This window comes from Burkholderia sp. Ac-20345, assembly GCF_017104825.1.
GTDB classification, from domain to species: domain Bacteria; phylum Pseudomonadota; class Gammaproteobacteria; order Burkholderiales; family Burkholderiaceae; genus Burkholderia; species Burkholderia lata_B.
The window spans coordinates 1-13,828 of sequence record NZ_JAAGPO010000120.1; the positions used below are offsets into that span (position 1 = coordinate 1).

General features: G+C 64.9%; 15 protein-coding genes and 1 pseudogene. 9 read left to right on the forward strand and 7 right to left on the reverse strand.

All coding sequences use genetic code 11. The annotated features are described in order from the left end of the window. From G3O06_RS31730 to G3O06_RS31765, 8 genes are all read left to right on the forward strand, one after another. The coding region (locus G3O06_RS31730) for an anti-sigma factor (protein WP_205818566.1) at positions 1–688 on the forward strand (688 nt) is incomplete at its 5' end. A gap of 243 nt (positions 689–931) precedes the next feature. After that, entirely contained in the window at positions 932–1,306 is a 375-nt protein-coding gene (rpsF, locus tag G3O06_RS31735; RefSeq protein ID WP_174914751.1) for a 30S ribosomal protein S6, read from the forward strand. 40 nt (positions 1,307–1,346) lie between these two features. Next, a complete protein-coding gene (priB, locus tag G3O06_RS31740) occupies positions 1,347–1,646 on the forward strand; it encodes a primosomal replication protein N (protein WP_014896852.1) in 300 nt (99 codons plus the stop codon). A 4-nt stretch (positions 1,647–1,650) separates the two neighbouring features. Next, positions 1,651–1,926, forward strand: coding sequence for a 30S ribosomal protein S18 (gene rpsR / locus G3O06_RS31745; RefSeq protein ID WP_174388124.1), 276 nt, complete (start codon positions 1,651–1,653; stop codon positions 1,924–1,926). A 27-nt stretch (positions 1,927–1,953) separates the two neighbouring features. Beyond that, on the forward strand, positions 1,954–2,406 hold the full coding sequence (gene rplI, locus G3O06_RS31750; RefSeq protein ID WP_174967463.1) for a 50S ribosomal protein L9: 453 nt from the start codon (positions 1,954–1,956) through the stop codon (positions 2,404–2,406). 139 nt (positions 2,407–2,545) lie between these two features. Next, entirely contained in the window at positions 2,546–3,928 is a 1,383-nt protein-coding gene (locus G3O06_RS31755; RefSeq protein WP_011352313.1) for a replicative DNA helicase, read from the forward strand. A gap of 138 nt (positions 3,929–4,066) precedes the next feature. Further along, positions 4,067–4,693: a DUF47 domain-containing protein gene (locus G3O06_RS31760; protein ID WP_034188683.1), complete on the forward strand. Its 627-nt coding sequence runs from the start codon at positions 4,067–4,069 to the stop codon at positions 4,691–4,693. A 10-nt stretch (positions 4,694–4,703) separates the two neighbouring features. Further along, positions 4,704–5,714: an inorganic phosphate transporter gene (locus G3O06_RS31765; RefSeq protein ID WP_011352311.1), complete on the forward strand. Its 1,011-nt coding sequence runs from the start codon at positions 4,704–4,706 to the stop codon at positions 5,712–5,714. Positions 5,715–5,859: 145 nt separating this feature from the next. Here G3O06_RS31765 and G3O06_RS31770 read toward each other — a convergent pair whose 3' ends face one another. Together G3O06_RS31770 and G3O06_RS31775 are read right to left on the reverse strand one after the other, a co-directional pair. After that, a complete protein-coding gene (locus G3O06_RS31770) occupies positions 5,860–6,945 on the reverse strand; it encodes a C40 family peptidase (RefSeq protein WP_205818568.1) in 1,086 nt (361 codons plus the stop codon). Positions 6,946–7,181: 236 nt separating this feature from the next. After that, the gene (locus tag G3O06_RS31775) at positions 7,182–8,984 is read right to left on the reverse strand and encodes a PhoH family protein (protein ID WP_174914756.1); all 1,803 of its coding nucleotides are present in this window, start codon (positions 8,982–8,984) and stop codon (positions 7,182–7,184) included. Here G3O06_RS31775 and G3O06_RS49290 point away from each other — a divergent pair. Beyond that, a pseudogene (locus tag G3O06_RS49290) lies at positions 8,880–9,124 on the forward strand (hypothetical protein); the annotation flags it as partial. The gene G3O06_RS31775 and the pseudogene G3O06_RS49290 overlap by 105 nt on opposite strands. Positions 9,125–9,316: 192 nt before the next feature. On the opposite strand, the gene G3O06_RS31780 reads toward G3O06_RS49290, so the two are convergent. The 5 genes from G3O06_RS31780 to G3O06_RS31800 all read right to left on the reverse strand — a co-directional run bounded on the left by G3O06_RS31780 (position 9,317) and on the right by G3O06_RS31800 (position 13,824). Next, a complete protein-coding gene (locus G3O06_RS31780) occupies positions 9,317–9,778 on the reverse strand; it encodes a peroxiredoxin (protein ID WP_205818569.1) in 462 nt (153 codons plus the stop codon). Between the two features lie 108 nt (positions 9,779–9,886). Continuing rightward, positions 9,887–10,783: a polysaccharide deacetylase family protein gene (locus tag G3O06_RS31785; protein WP_205818570.1), complete on the reverse strand. Its 897-nt coding sequence runs from the start codon at positions 10,781–10,783 to the stop codon at positions 9,887–9,889. Positions 10,784–10,796: 13 nt separating this feature from the next. Then, positions 10,797–11,852: a bifunctional UDP-4-keto-pentose/UDP-xylose synthase gene (locus G3O06_RS31790; protein WP_174914760.1), complete on the reverse strand. Its 1,056-nt coding sequence runs from the start codon at positions 11,850–11,852 to the stop codon at positions 10,797–10,799. After that, complete coding sequence (locus G3O06_RS31795) at positions 11,849–12,805, reverse strand: formyltransferase (RefSeq protein ID WP_205818571.1); 957 nt, start codon at positions 12,803–12,805, stop codon at positions 11,849–11,851. Before G3O06_RS31795 ends, G3O06_RS31790 begins: the two co-directional genes overlap by 4 nt. Further along, positions 12,802–13,824, reverse strand: a complete 1,023-nt coding sequence (locus G3O06_RS31800) for a glycosyltransferase (protein ID WP_174914764.1) — start codon at positions 13,822–13,824, stop codon at positions 12,802–12,804. The genes G3O06_RS31795 and G3O06_RS31800 overlap by 4 nt, the downstream gene beginning before the upstream one ends. Between the last annotated feature and the right edge of the window lie 4 nt (positions 13,825–13,828).

The following is a 13,828-nucleotide window of genomic DNA, read 5'->3' on the forward strand; positions in this document are numbered from 1 at the left end:
GCCGGCAGCAGCGGCCGCGCCCGCGCGCGAGCAGGCGCGGCCGGAGCCGCAGTCCGAGCCGCGATCACGGCCTCAGCCGCGTCCACGTGGCCGCCGCTGGTTCTCGTGGCTGACGGATCAAGGCGGGTCGGCACGCCCGGCGTCGGACGGCACGGGGCCGCGGGTCGCCGCGCTGCCCGGCCTCGGCTGGGGCGTCGCGCTGCTGGTGGCGCTTGCCGCGGCGGGCGGGATGGCATTGTCGGCGCGCCACGCCGACACCGACCACACGGTCGACGAACTCGTGTCGAGCCACGTGCGGGCCGACCTGTCGGCGCGCGACATCGACGTGATCTCGACCGACCGGCACACGGTCAAGCCGTGGTTCAACGGCCGCCTCGACTATGCGCCGCCGGTCGAGGATCTCGCGGCGAACGGCTTCGCGCTGGTCGGCGGCCGGCTCGACTACGTCGGGCGGCGCCGCGTTGCGGTGCTCGTCTACCGTTACCGGCAGCACGTGATCGACGTCTACGTGCGGCCGGCCGGGGAAGGGCCGGGGGCGCCTTACGCGACGGTGTCGCAGGGCTATGCGCTCGACCGCTGGAACGCGGCCGGGATGACCTGGTGGGCCGTGACCGACGCCGAGCCGTCGGCGCTCGCGGCGTTCAGGACCGCGCTCGATGCGCGGCTCGCCGGCACGCGCACCGAGTGACGGCACGGCGGCGGGCTGCAGGCCCGCCGCGCGCTTCTGTTCCGACCCTGGCCGGGAAAAGGGCCGAAGGGCGGCCGGCATGCCCGGGCTCGCCCCTTCAAGTCTTTGAAAACATGGCCGAATCCGCGCGCGAATTGTCGATTGGTCTTGCATGCGCCCCCGTATCCGGGTTAGAATCTTCGGCTTCTCACTTGCCACACCGGTTCAGACGCCCGGGTGGCTTTAATCCACAAGGAGTGTGTAATGCGTCATTACGAAATCGTATTCATCGTGCACCCCGATCAAAGCGAGCAAGTGCCCGCGATGATCGAGCGTTACAAGACCACGATCGCGTCGCACGGCGGTCAGATCCACCGCGTCGAAGACTGGGGCCGTCGCCAACTGGCCTACATGATCGAGAAACTCGCGAAGGCTCACTACGTCTGCATGAACATCGAGTGCGACCAGACGACGCTCGACGAACTCGAACACGCGTTCAAGTTCAACGACGCCGTGCTGCGTCACCTCATCGTCAAGATGAAGAAGGCCGAAACCGGCCCGTCGCCGATGATGAAGGAAGTTCAGCGCGAAGAAGCCAAGAAGGCGGCTGCAGCTCAGCCGACCGAAGCGCAGGCTTAAGTTCGTCATTCATTAAGCCATCAAGGAGCGCGTCACTCACGTGAACAGGTTGCAATTGAAGGCAAGCGTTGTCGAGCGCGCACCGGTGCGATATACGCCGGCGGGTGTTCCGATCGCAAGCGCCACATTGCATCACCGCACGGAAGTCGTCGAAGCAGGCATTCCCCGTCAGGTCGAAATGACGATCGAGGCGGTGGCGGCCGGTGAGGCGAGCGGCAGGCTGGAAAGCCGTGAAATGGGCGTCGAAACGCTGTTCACGGGCTTCCTGGCAAAGAAAAGCCGCAACGCGAGAACCTTGGTGTTTCACATCACAGCATTGCAGGACATTGGAAAGGACTGAAATCATGCCCCGCCCGACTGGTAAGAAATTCGACAAGCGTCGTCAGCAACAAAACCCGCTCTTCAAGCGCAAGAAGTTCTGCCGTTTCACGGCTGCAGGCGTCGAGCAGATCGACTACAAGGACACGGATACGCTGAAGGACTTCATCGGCGAAAACGGCAAGATCACGCCGGCTCGTCTGACGGGTACGAAGTCGCACTATCAGCGTCAGCTGGATACGGCAATCAAGCGTGCGCGTTTCCTCGCGCTGCTGCCGTACACCGATCAGCACAAGGCGTAATCAGGCGACGCAATAAGGAGAATTCGAATGCAAATCATTCTGTTGGAAAAAGTCGCCAATCTGGGCAACCTCGGCGACATCGTCAAGGTCAAGGACGGTTACGCTCGCAACTTCCTGATCCCGAACCGCAAGGCTCGCCGTGCAACGAAGGAAGCGATCGCCGAATTCGAAGTTCGCCGCGCTGAGCTCGAAAAGATCGCCGCTGAAAAGCTGGCAGCATCGCAGGCAGTCGGCGAGAAGCTGAACGGCCTGTCGTTCGAAATCACGCAGAAGTCGGGCGTTGACGGCCGTCTGTTCGGCTCGGTCACGAACGGCGACGTCGCGGAACTGCTGAAGAAGGCAGGTTTCGAAGTCGAGAAGCTGCAAGTTCGTATGCCGGAAGGCCCGCTGAAGATGATCGGCGAGCACAGCGTTCAGGTCGCGCTGCACACGGACGTCGTCGTCGACGTCACGATCAACGTGATCGGCGACCACGCGTAAGCGTACGCAAGCTTGCCGGGCGGCTTCCGCCGTCCGGACAAGGGCAGGCGCCCGGGCAACCGGGGCCTGCCTTTTTTATTGCCGCATCGCCGGGGCTCTCTCTGGCGTCGTCGTAGGTTATTCGCGATAATCCCAACCCATGAACGCGCCGCAAGATCCTCAAATCGAATCGCTGAAAGTCCCGCCGCACTCGGTCGAAGCCGAACAATCCGTGCTCGGCGGCCTGTTGCTCGACAACGCGGCCTGGGACCGGATTGCCGACTTCCTGTCGCAGGGCGATTTCTACCGCTACGACCACCGGATCATCTACGAGCACATCGGCCGCCTGATCGCGTCGACGCGCCCGGCCGACGTCGTGACCGTGTACGAAGCGCTGACCACGTCCGGCAAGGCCGATGACGTCGGCGGGCTCGCGTACCTGAACGCCCTTGCGCAGAACACGCCAAGCGCGGCGAACATCCGCCGCTATGCGGAAATCGTGCGCGACCGCGCAGTACTGCGCCGGCTCGTGTCGGTCGCCGACGAAATCTCGGCCGATGCGTTCAACCCGCAGGGCAAGGAAGTCCGCCAGCTGCTCGACGAGGCCGAGTCGAAGGTGTTCTCGATCGCCGAAGATGGCGCGCGCGGCAACCAGGGCTTCCTCGAGATCGGCCCGCTGCTCACACAGGTCGTCGAGCGCATCGATACGCTGTACCACACGGCGAATCCGAGCGACGTCACGGGCACGCCGACGGGCTTCGTCGACCTCGACCGGATGACGTCGGGGATGCACGGCGGCGAACTGATCATCGTCGCAGGGCGTCCGTCGATGGGTAAGACGGCGTTCTCGATGAACATCGGCGAATACGTTGCGGTCGAGTACGGGCTGCCGGTCGCGGTGTTCTCGATGGAAATGCCGGGCACCCAGCTCGTGATGCGTATGCTCGGCTCGATCGGCCGGCTCGACCAGCACCGGATGCGTACGGGCCGCCTGACGGACGAGGATTGGCCGAAACTGACGCACGCCGTGCAGAAGATGAGCGAGGCACAGCTCTTCATCGACGAGACGGGCGGCCTGAACCCGATGGAATTGCGCTCGCGCGCGCGGCGTCTTGCGCGGCAATGCGGCAAGCTCGGCCTGATCATCGTCGACTACCTGCAGCTGATGTCGGGCTCGTCGCAGGGTGAGAACCGCGCAACCGAAATTTCGGAAATCTCGCGATCGCTGAAGAGTCTCGCGAAGGAACTCGACGTGCCGGTGATCGCGCTGTCGCAGCTGAACCGCGGCCTCGAACAGCGTCCGAACAAGCGTCCGGTGATGTCGGATTTGCGTGAATCGGGCGCAATCGAACAGGACGCGGACGTGATCCTGTTCATCTACCGTGACGAAGTCTACAACCCGGACAGCCCCGACAAGGGCACGGCCGAAATCATCATCGGCAAGCAGCGTAACGGTCCGATCGGCCCCGTTCGGCTCACGTTCCTGGGGCAATACACGAAGTTCGACAACTTTGCAGGGGCGCAGACGTTCTACGGCGAGTAACGCCGGTTGTAAAGCCCTAAATCGCCAAACGTTGTATCCAATCCCGCCGTGCGCACATGCGCGCGGCGCGGCCCGACCGGAAACGGTACAATGTCGCCCGTTTTCGTGACAGTAGTTTGACAATCTCTCAGGAATCCCATGTTCGGTCGATTCATGCCCACCGAGGGCAAGTTCTTTGAACTCTTCAACGCGCACGCGAAGCACATCGTTTCCGGCGGGCGCGAGCTCGAACTGCTGATCGACAATCTCGCCGATGCCGAGATTCACAAGCAAAACGTGCAAACCGCCGAGAAGGCCGCCGACAAGCTCACGCACGAGGCGATCGATCTTCTGCACAAGACTTTCATCACGCCGCTCGATCGCGACGAGATCCACAAGCTGATCACGACGATGGACGACATCCTCGACCTGATGGAAGACGTCGCGACCGCCGTGTCGCTGTACGACGTACGTTCCGTCACGTCCGAGGCGAGCCAGCTCGCGCACATCGTCACGCAGTCGGCCCAGCACGTACAGCAGGCGGTCGGGTTGCTGTCCGACATGAAGCAGTCGGCACAGATCCTCAAGCAGTGCGAGGAGATCGACCGCTGGGAGTCGGAAGCCGATCGCGTGCTGCGCGCGGCCATGTCGAAGCTGTTCCGCGAGGAAGACGACGTGAAGACGCTCATCAAGCTGAAGGCGATCTACGAGCTGCTCGAAGAGATCACCGACAAGTGCGAGGACGTCGCGAACATCATCGAAGGCATCGTGCTGGAAAACGCCTGAGCGGACCACGATGCATTCGATACAACTCGCCCTATGGATGGTCGCGACGCTGGTGCTCGTCGCGCTCGTATTCGACTTCATGAACGGCTTTCACGACGCGGCGAACTCGATCGCCACCGTCGTGTCCACCGGGGTGCTGAAGCCCCAGCAGGCCGTCGTGTTCGCGGCGGCGTTCAACGTCATCGCGTATTTCATCTTCCACCTGAAAGTCGCGCAGACCGTCGGTAAAGGCACGATCGATCCCGAGATCGTCGACCACTACGTCGTGTTCGGTGCGCTGGTCGGTGCGATCGGCTGGAACGTGATCACGTGGTACTACGGGATCCCGTCGAGCTCGTCGCATGCGCTGATCGGCGGCCTGGTCGGCGCAGCGCTCGCCAAGTCGGGCTGGAGCTCGCTGAACATCGACGGGCTGCTGAAGACCATCGCGTTCATCTTCATCTCGCCGCTGCTCGGCTTCATCCTCGGCTCGCTGTTCATGCTCGGCGTGTCGTGGCTGTATTTCCGCACCGCGCCCAGCAAGGTCGACCGGCGCTTCCGCCGGCTGCAGCTGCTGTCGGCCGGGCTGTACAGCCTCGGTCACGGCGGCAACGATGCGCAGAAGACGATCGGTATCATCTGGATGCTGCTGATCGCGTCGGGCTATGCGTCGGCGACCGCCGATGCGCCGCCGGCGTGGGTGATCGGCGCGTGCTACCTGTCGATGGGCCTCGGCACGCTGTTCGGCGGCTGGCGCATCGTGCGCACGATGGGCCAGAAGATCACGAAGCTCAAGCCGGTAGGTGGTTTCTGTGCGGAAACCGGTGGCGCGATGACGCTGTTCCTCGCGTCGTTCCTCGGCATTCCGGTGTCGACCACGCACACGATCACCGGCGCGATCGTCGGCGTCGGCGCGACGCAGAAGCTGTCGGCCGTGCGCTGGGGTGTCGCCGGCAACATCGTGTGGGCATGGGTGCTCACGCTGCCCGCGGCTGCGTTGTTCGCGGCCGGTGGATGGTGGCTCGGACACCAGATCTTCTGATCGCCGACACGGTCGACAGACACGAAATGCGCCGCAAGCCGAAAGGCTGCGGCGCATTTTCTTTTGGGGTGCGGGGAGCTTGCGACGGTGCGGGCGGGGCGGCGGCGGATACCGCCAACTTTACCGTCGGGGTTCGAGCAACCGGTCAGTAACTTCCGTTCGCAAACCGTGCGATCGGATCGTCTGCCGTACTGGTGCGCGGGCTGACGGGCGCGGATTGTGTCGACGCACGCAACACCTGCACGGGGGCGGGCTCGATGCTGCGCGGGGATGCAGAAGCGGTGGCGGGCGGCGGTTCGGCATCGAACGCGGCGGCCTGGGCGGCCGTCAGTGCCGTCGTCGGAATCCGCGTGCCGACTTCTGCCTGGGCGGCCGGCGTTGCATTGGCCGTCATCGAGGTCACGCCGTCATCCACTGACGTTGCCTGTTGCTGGGCCGCCTGCATGCGCGGCGGTGGCTCATACGGGTCGGCCGACGCGGCTGCGGGGGCAGCTGCTGCCGTCGATACGACCTGCGGAGCCGGCATGACCGGTGCAGGTGCCTGCGTCGCGGCAGCTTGCGGCGACGCATAGGCCGGCTGCCGCGGCGCGGAGGCTGCCACGACCACCGGGGCGGGGGCAACGACCGGCGCGCCGCGCGGCTCGTCCCGCTTGGCTTCGTAGGTCGGTGCATCGAACGGCGTAGGCGCCCCGCGCGGCGGCGCGACGCGGCGAATGCCGTCGAAACGCTTGGCCCAGTACGGGTTCGTCAGGTAGTCGAGCCGCACGGTGCCGCCCGTCGACGGTGCGTTGACGAAGCGCAGCTTGCCGACATAGATGCCGACGTGCGAATGCGGCCGTCCGGTCGTATTGAAGAAGATCAGGTCGCCCGGCGCGATCTGGTCGGGATCGACCGACACGCCGCGGCCGCTCATGTCGGCGGTCGTGCGCGGCAGGTTCACGTCGGCCGCACGGCCGATCACGTAGCGCACGAGCCCGCTGCAGTCGAAGCCGCTCGTCGGCGTGTTGCCGCCCCAGCGATACGGGACGCCGACGAGGCTCATCGCCTGGATCGAGATTTCTTCCTGGCCGACGCTGTGATCGACAAACTTCGGGAAATTGGCGGGGGCGGGGAATGCGCGCGGCGTGGTGATCTTCATGCCCGAGGCGGGGCGCGATGCCGACTGCGGCGGCACGCTGGAGCAGGCCGCAAGCAATGAAACGACAGCAACGGGAACCCAGATTCGAAGCATGGCAAGGCGGGCGAGCGCGCGCGCTCGCGAATCGTATAACAACAGACAGACCCGATGGTAGACGCTCCGGCGGGGCTTAAGCAACCATTCTTGAGAATTTACTTGAAGTTTCGCGCGTAAACCGGGTTGTTGCGTGACGATGTGTTACTTGCGTTTTCGACCCCAAATAAAAACGGCGCTCCGGAAACGGAGCGCCGCGATGTGTCGACAGCCGGCCGACGGGCCGGCCTGTCGCGTTACAGGATGTCCGACGCGTAATCGGCGAGCCGCGAGCGTTCGCCGCGCGCGAGCGTCACGTGGCCGCTGTGGCCCCAGCCCTTGAAGCGGTCGACGACGTACGTGAGACCCGAGCTGCCTTCGGTCAGGTAAGGCGTGTCGATCTGCGCGATGTTGCCGAGGCACACGATCTTCGTGCCCGGGCCCGCGCGCGTGACGAGCGTCTTCATCTGCTTCGGCGTCAGGTTCTGCGCCTCGTCGATGATCAGGTACTTGTCGACGAACGTACGGCCGCGCATGAAGTTCATGCTCTTCACCTTCAGGCGCGAACGGATCAGTTCCTGCGTCGCGGCACGCCCCCATTCGCCGGCAGCGTCGTCGGTCTTCTGCAGCACTTCGAGGTTGTCGTCGAATGCGCCCATCCACGGCTGCATCTTCTCTTCCTCGGTACCGGGCAGGAAACCGATGTCCTCGCCGACGGGCACGGTCGCGCGCGTCACGATGATCTCGTTGTAGCGCTTGTCGTCGAGCACCTGCGCGAGGCCGGCCGCGAGCGCGACGAGCGTCTTGCCGGTACCGGCCTGGCCGAGCAGCGTGACGAAGTCGATCTCGGGGTTCATCAGCAGGTTCAGCGCGAAGTTCTGCTCGCGGTTGCGCGCGGTGATGCCCCACACGTTGTTCTTGTGGTGGCTGTAGTCGCGCAGCGTCTGCAGCAGCGCCGTCTTGCCGTTCAGTTCGCGGACGATCGCATGGAACGTCGGCTCGCCGTTCTGCGGCTCGAGATAGACGAACTCGTTGACGAGCATCGACGCGACGAGCGGGCCGGTCACGCGGTAGTACGTGGTGCCCGTCTTCGTGTCCTGCCAGCTCTCCATGCCCTTCGCATGCTTGGTCCAGAAATCCTGCGGCAGTTCGCGCACGCCGTTGTACAGGAGATCCTTGTCCTCGAGCACCTGGTCGTTGAAGTAGTCTTCCGCGGGCAGGCCGAGCGCATGCGCCTTGATCCGCATGTTGATGTCTTTCGACACCAACACGACCTGACGGTCGGGCCGATCGCGCTGCAGCGCGCGCACGACGCCGAGGATCTGGTTGTCGGCCTTGCCTTCGGGCAGGCCTTCGACGGGCGCGATGTCCGCGAGCTTCGTCTGGAAGTACAGGCGGCCGAGCGCTTCGCGGCTGCCGAGGCGCGACAGCGGGATGCCGGCCGTGATCGCGCCGGCATCGGCGACGAGCGCGTCGAGCGTGCGGCTGACCTGGCGTGCGTTGCGCGCGACTTCGGACATCCCCTTCTTGTGGTTGTCGAGTTCCTCGAGCGTCATCATCGGCAGATAGACGTCGTGTTCCTCGAAGCGGAAGAGGCTGCTCGGATCGTGCATCAGCACGTTGGTGTCGAGCACGAACAGTTTCTGCAGTTCGGCTTCGGCGGGCTTGCGGCTGCGCGACTTCGTCGCGGCGCCGGTATCGCGCGCGGGTGCGGCGGCCGGTTTGTCGGCAGCCGGTTTGTCGTTGCGCGCGACGACCGGTGCCGCGGGTTCGGCGGCCGCCGGCAGCGGTTGCAGCAGTGCAGCCGTCTGTTTCGTCTTGCGGCCGCGTGCGGGTGGGCTTGCGGCATCTTGCGTCGAAGACGCGACGGCGCGCAGCGGCGCGGCCGTGTTCGCGGCTTCGGTCATCGGTTGGGCCACGCTCGCCGGACCAAAGTCACCGGCTGTGGATGCGTCCCCTTCGGCGGATTTCTTCGCGGCTTTCGCGGGCCGCGCTTTCGCCTTGTATTCGTCGGGCGGCAGCAGGCTGCCGAGCTTGCTGGGGGGAGTAGGCAAAGGCATGGTGTCCCTCGGGAGGAATCGTGTCGCATGACGTGCGCCGCTGATCGCATCCTGCGTGACGTAGACGCATGCAGTTTGCGCGCGGTGGCGCACAGGAAGTTCGTCTAGCCGGTTCGCCTAAGTGTCGATCAGCTCCTTGACGCGGTGAGGGCCGGACCGAGGGCCGGCGCGCAATCCATAAAAAAAGCCGCTGCCTCGTCGATAGAGGCATGCGGCTCGGCTGATACCGTCGTAATGCGCGTCAGGTGCCGGCAAGCATCGCAACGAGCACCGGCGCAGCTACGAGAAATATGGGGCGAACTGGCATTCATTGCGGCCCAATATAACGCGCCTCAAAGCGCTTGTACAGCCTTTAGCACGTCGTCCACGTGCCCCGGTACCTTGATGCCGCGCCATGCCTGGCGAAGCACGCCGTCGGCGTCGATCAGGAACGTCGAGCGCTCGATTCCGCGCACTTCCTTGCCATACATTTTCTTCATCTTGATGACATCGAACAGCGCGCACAGCGCTTCGTTGGCATCGGAAATCAGCGGGAACGGCAGTTCGAGCTTTGCCTTGAAATTGTCATGCGAGCGCAGGCTGTCGCGCGACACGCCGATGACTTCCGCACCGGCTTTCTTGAACTTCGGATAGAGATCGCGGAACTGCAGCCCTTCGGTCGTGCAGCCCGGCGTGTTGTCCTTCGGATAGAAGTACAGCACGAGTTTCTTGCCCTTCAGGTCGGACAGCGAAATGTCGCCGCCCGTGGCCGGTGCGGTGAAATCGGGAACTTGACGGTCAACTTCGACGGACACGTGTTTCTCCTGTTGTTATGGAAAGGCGCCGCTGCGGCGGCGCGGTTCGGCGGGGCGTCGCGGCAGCGTGCCGCAAGGGCGGAGCGGGCGACGCCGGCGCGCGCGAACTCAGTCGGGCTGGACGATCAGTTCGCCGGAGCGGCCGGGAATTTCGCCCCACGTGACAGGGTACGATGGCAGCGAGTCGCGGTCCAGCGTCGCGTGGTAGTCACCCATCGTCGCGAACGTGTGACCTTGCGCGCGCCAGCCGGCGAGCAGTTGCTCGAACACGGGCGCAAGCTTCTGGCCTTCCAGTTCCGCATGCAGCGTGAACACCTGGTCGTGCGGATTGGTTTCGGTGAACTTGAGGATATGCGCGGCGACGTTGTGCGTGTCGACGCCGTCGATGCCGAGCACTTCGTCGAGCGTCGGCAACGTGGTGGGCATCTGCACGTGCGACAGCGTGCGGCCGTTGACGACGGGCAGGTACGGCGAATGGCCGCGGCCGTCGGATGCGTAGCGCATCCCCCATGCGTCGATCTGCTCGAATGCGGAGTCGTTCATCTGCCAGCCGGCCGCGCCGTGCGTGACGGGCGGCGCGCCGAAGATCTCGATGAAGCGCGCGTGACTCTTCTGCATTTCACGCGCGGTCCAGTCGCGATTGCGCACGCGGACGTTGTCCTGCCAGTAAACGTGATCCCACGTGTGGATCCCGCATTCGAAGCCGGCCTCGTGAATCGCGCGCATGTCGGCGATCGCGCGGCGGCCGATGTCGGGGCCCGGCAGCAGCACGCCGTACATCAGCTGCTTCACGCCGTAGTGCTCGACCACCGACGTGCGCGACACTTTCTTCAGGAAGCCGGGGCGGAACACGCGCCGCAGCGCCCAGCCCGTGTGATCGGGCCCGAGGCTGAAGAGGAAAGTCGCGCGCGCACTGAAGCGGTCGAAGATGCGCGCGAGGTTCGGCACGCCTTCGCGCGTGCCGCGCAGCGTGTCGACGTCGATCTTGAGGACGATGCGAGCCAAGCGAACGTCCCGATCAGCCTTGCTGTTCGACGAGCGCGCGCGCGTCGGCGACGTGGCCGCGATACGCTTCGAAGATGTTGCGCAGCGCTTCGTCGAACGTCGCTTGCGGCGCCCAGCCGAGCTCCTGCATCGTGTTGTCGATCTTCGGCACGCGGTTCTGCACGTCCTGGTAGCCGTTGCCGTAGTAGGCGCCGGACGTCGTTTCGACGAGCTTCACCTGCTTGGCCGAATCGGCGTACTCGGGGAATTCCGCCGCGAGTTCGAGCATCTTGTGCGCGAGTTCGCGAACCGAGAAGTTGTTCTTCGGATTCCCGATGTTGTAGATCTTGCCCGACGCGACGCCGTCCTTGTTCTCGATGATCTTCATCAGCGCGCTGATGCCGTCGCCGATGTCGGTGAACGCACGCTTCTGCGAGCCGCCGTCGACGAGGCTGATGTTCTCGCCGCGCACGATGTGGCCGAGGAACTGCGTGACCACGCGCGAGCTGCCTTCCTTCGGCGTGTAGATCGAGTCGAGGCCCGGGCCGATCCAGTTGAACGGGCGGAACAGCGTGAAGTTCAGGCCTTCCATCCCGTAGCCCCAGATCACGCGGTCCATCAGCTGCTTCGAGCACGCGTAGATCCAGCGCGGCTTGTTGATCGGGCCGTAGGTGAGGGCCGATGCATCCGGGTCGAACTGCTCGTCCGAGCACATGCCGTAGACCTCGGAGGTCGACGGGAACACGAGGTGCTTGCCGTACTTGACGGCCGAACGCACGATCGGCAGGTTCGCCTCGAAGTCGAGTTCGAACACGCGCAGCGGCTGCTGGACGTAGGTGGCGGGCGTCGCGATCGCGACGAGCGGCAGGATCACGTCGCACTTCTTCACGTGATACTCGACCCACTCCTTGTTGATCGTGATGTCGCCTTCGAAGAAATGCATCCGTTCGTGGTTGACGAGGTCGCCAAGCCGATCGGTCTGCATGTCCATGCCGAACACTTCCCAATCGGTGGTTTCAAGAATGCGCTTCGACAGGTGATGGCCGATGAAGCCGTTCACACCCAGGATCAGGACTTTTTTTGCTTTCATGAATGACGGGAAGAATGAATGAACTGCGCGAATTCCGCGGGCGTCACGACGGTTTCGCTGCCGTCCCGCTGCTGCCACAGCTCGAGAATGGATAGGGCGCGGCTGTCGCCGCAGACGCCGAATAGCGCATTATCGCTTACGTGCAGGCCGGGCGGCAAATCTGCCGCGGCGGCCGCTGCCGCGCTGCCGGGCGCGGCGAGGCGCGCGCGCGCGATCACGAAACGCGTGCCGTCGACGTCCGTGAACGCGCCCGGATACGGGGGCGCGACCGCGCGCACCAGGTTGTAGACCTGCGCGGCCGGCCTCGACCAGTCGACGCGGCCGTCCTCGGGCTTGCGCCCGCCGTAGTAGCTGCCGGTCGCGAGGTCGTTCGGCAGGTGCGGCGCCTCGCCCGCGAGCAGCGCGGGCAGCACCCGCCAGAGCGTCTGCTCGGCGGCCACCGTGACCTTGTCGAACACCTGCGTGGCGGTGTCGTCCGGCAGGATCGGCACCGCGGTCTGGCCGATGATCGCGCCCGCGTCGGGCTTCGCGGCCATCTCGTGCAGCGTCGCGCCGGTTTCGGTTTCGCCGTTCAGTACCGCCCAGTTGGTCGGTACCCGACCCCGGTATTTCGGCAGCAGCGAACCGTGCATGTTGTACGCGCCCTTCGGCGCGATCGCGAGCAGGTCCACCGGCAGCATGTGACGGTAGTAGAACGAGAAGATGAAGTCCGGCTGCGCGTCGGATACCGCGCGGCGCAGCGCCGGATCGGCGGGATCGGCGGGATCGGCCGGCGTGAGCACCGGAATGCCGTGCTCGGCCGCGACGGATGCGACGCTGCCGAACCAGATGTTCTCGTTCGGGTTGTCCTCGTGCGTGACGACGAGCGCGACGTCGACGCCGCGTGCGAGCAGCACCTGCAGGCACCGCACGCCGACGTTGTGATACGCGAAGACGACTGCGCGCGGTTTCATTGCGCGGCTCCCGAGCGGTTCGCGCCGGCCGGCACCGCCGGCACGCCGTCGTGCTGCTCGAGCACGGCCTGGATCAGGTAGCGCGGCCGTGCACGCACCTGCTGGTAGATGCGGCCGACGTATTCGCCGAGCAGGCCGAGCGCGAAGATGATCACGCCGAGCAGGAAGAACGTGATGGCGAACAGCGTGAACACGCCTTGCACTTCCGCGCCGACGATGAAGCGTCGCACGAGCAGCAGCACGAACAGCGCGGCGGAGCCGAGCGACAGGATCACGCCGATGAACGACAGCCACTGCAGCGGCACGACCGAGAAGCCCGTCACGAGGTCGAAGTTCAGCCGGATCAGGCTGTACAGCGAGTATTTCGACTCGCCGGCGAAGCGCTCCTCGTGCGCGACCTCGATCTCGGTCGGCTTCTGCGCGAACGTATACGCGAGTGCGGGGATGAACGTGTTGACTTCGCCGCACACGTTGATCGTGTCGATGATGCGGCGGCTGTACGCGCGCAGCATGCAGCCCTGGTCGGTCATCTTGATGCGCGTGATGCGCTCGCGCAGGCGGTTCATCATCTGCGACGCCTTGCGCCGCCACAGGCTGTCCTGGCGCTGCTTGCGGATCGAGCCGACGTAGTCGTAGCCCTCGCGCATCTTCGCGATCAGCTTGCCGATTTCCTCGGGCGGGTTCTGCAGGTCGGCGTCGAGCGTGATGACGATCTCGCCGCGCGATTGCGCGAAGCCGGCGAGGATCGCCATGTGCTGGCCGTAGTTGCCGTTGAGCAGCACGATGCGCGTCGTGTCGGGGCGTACGTGGAACTGATCGGCGAGCATCGCGGCCGAGCGGTCGCGGCTGCCGTCGTTGATCAGGATCACTTCGTATGACGTGTCGAGTGCGTCGAGCGCCGGATACAGCCGCGCGAACAGCGCGGCGAGGCCGTCTTCCTCGTTGTACACGGGGATGATGATCGATACTTCCGGCTGCCCGGCGACCGGATGCCCGGCGCGTGCTTCAAGGTGACTCATGTAC

Coding starts and splice junctions, on each gene's coding strand:
- rpsF (WP_174914751.1), top strand. CDS start 932: ATGCGTCATTACGAAATCGTATTCATCGTGCACCCCGATCAAAGCGAG.
- G3O06_RS31760 (WP_034188683.1), top strand. CDS start 4,067: ATGTTCGGTCGATTCATGCCCACCGAGGGCAAGTTCTTTGAACTCTTC.
- rpsR (WP_174388124.1), top strand. CDS start 1,651: ATGCCCCGCCCGACTGGTAAGAAATTCGACAAGCGTCGTCAGCAACAA.
- G3O06_RS31770 (WP_205818568.1), bottom strand. CDS start 6,945: ATGCTTCGAATCTGGGTTCCCGTTGCTGTCGTTTCATTGCTTGCGGCC.
- G3O06_RS31790 (WP_174914760.1), bottom strand. CDS start 11,852: ATGAAAGCAAAAAAAGTCCTGATCCTGGGTGTGAACGGCTTCATCGGC.
- G3O06_RS31755 (WP_011352313.1), top strand. CDS start 2,546: ATGAACGCGCCGCAAGATCCTCAAATCGAATCGCTGAAAGTCCCGCCG.
- rplI (WP_174967463.1), top strand. CDS start 1,954: ATGCAAATCATTCTGTTGGAAAAAGTCGCCAATCTGGGCAACCTCGGC.
- G3O06_RS31795 (WP_205818571.1), bottom strand. CDS start 12,805: ATGAAACCGCGCGCAGTCGTCTTCGCGTATCACAACGTCGGCGTGCGG.
- G3O06_RS31765 (WP_011352311.1), top strand. CDS start 4,704: ATGCATTCGATACAACTCGCCCTATGGATGGTCGCGACGCTGGTGCTC.
- G3O06_RS31775 (WP_174914756.1), bottom strand. CDS start 8,984: ATGCCTTTGCCTACTCCCCCCAGCAAGCTCGGCAGCCTGCTGCCGCCC.
- G3O06_RS31800 (WP_174914764.1), bottom strand. CDS start 13,824: ATGAGTCACCTTGAAGCACGCGCCGGGCATCCGGTCGCCGGGCAGCCG.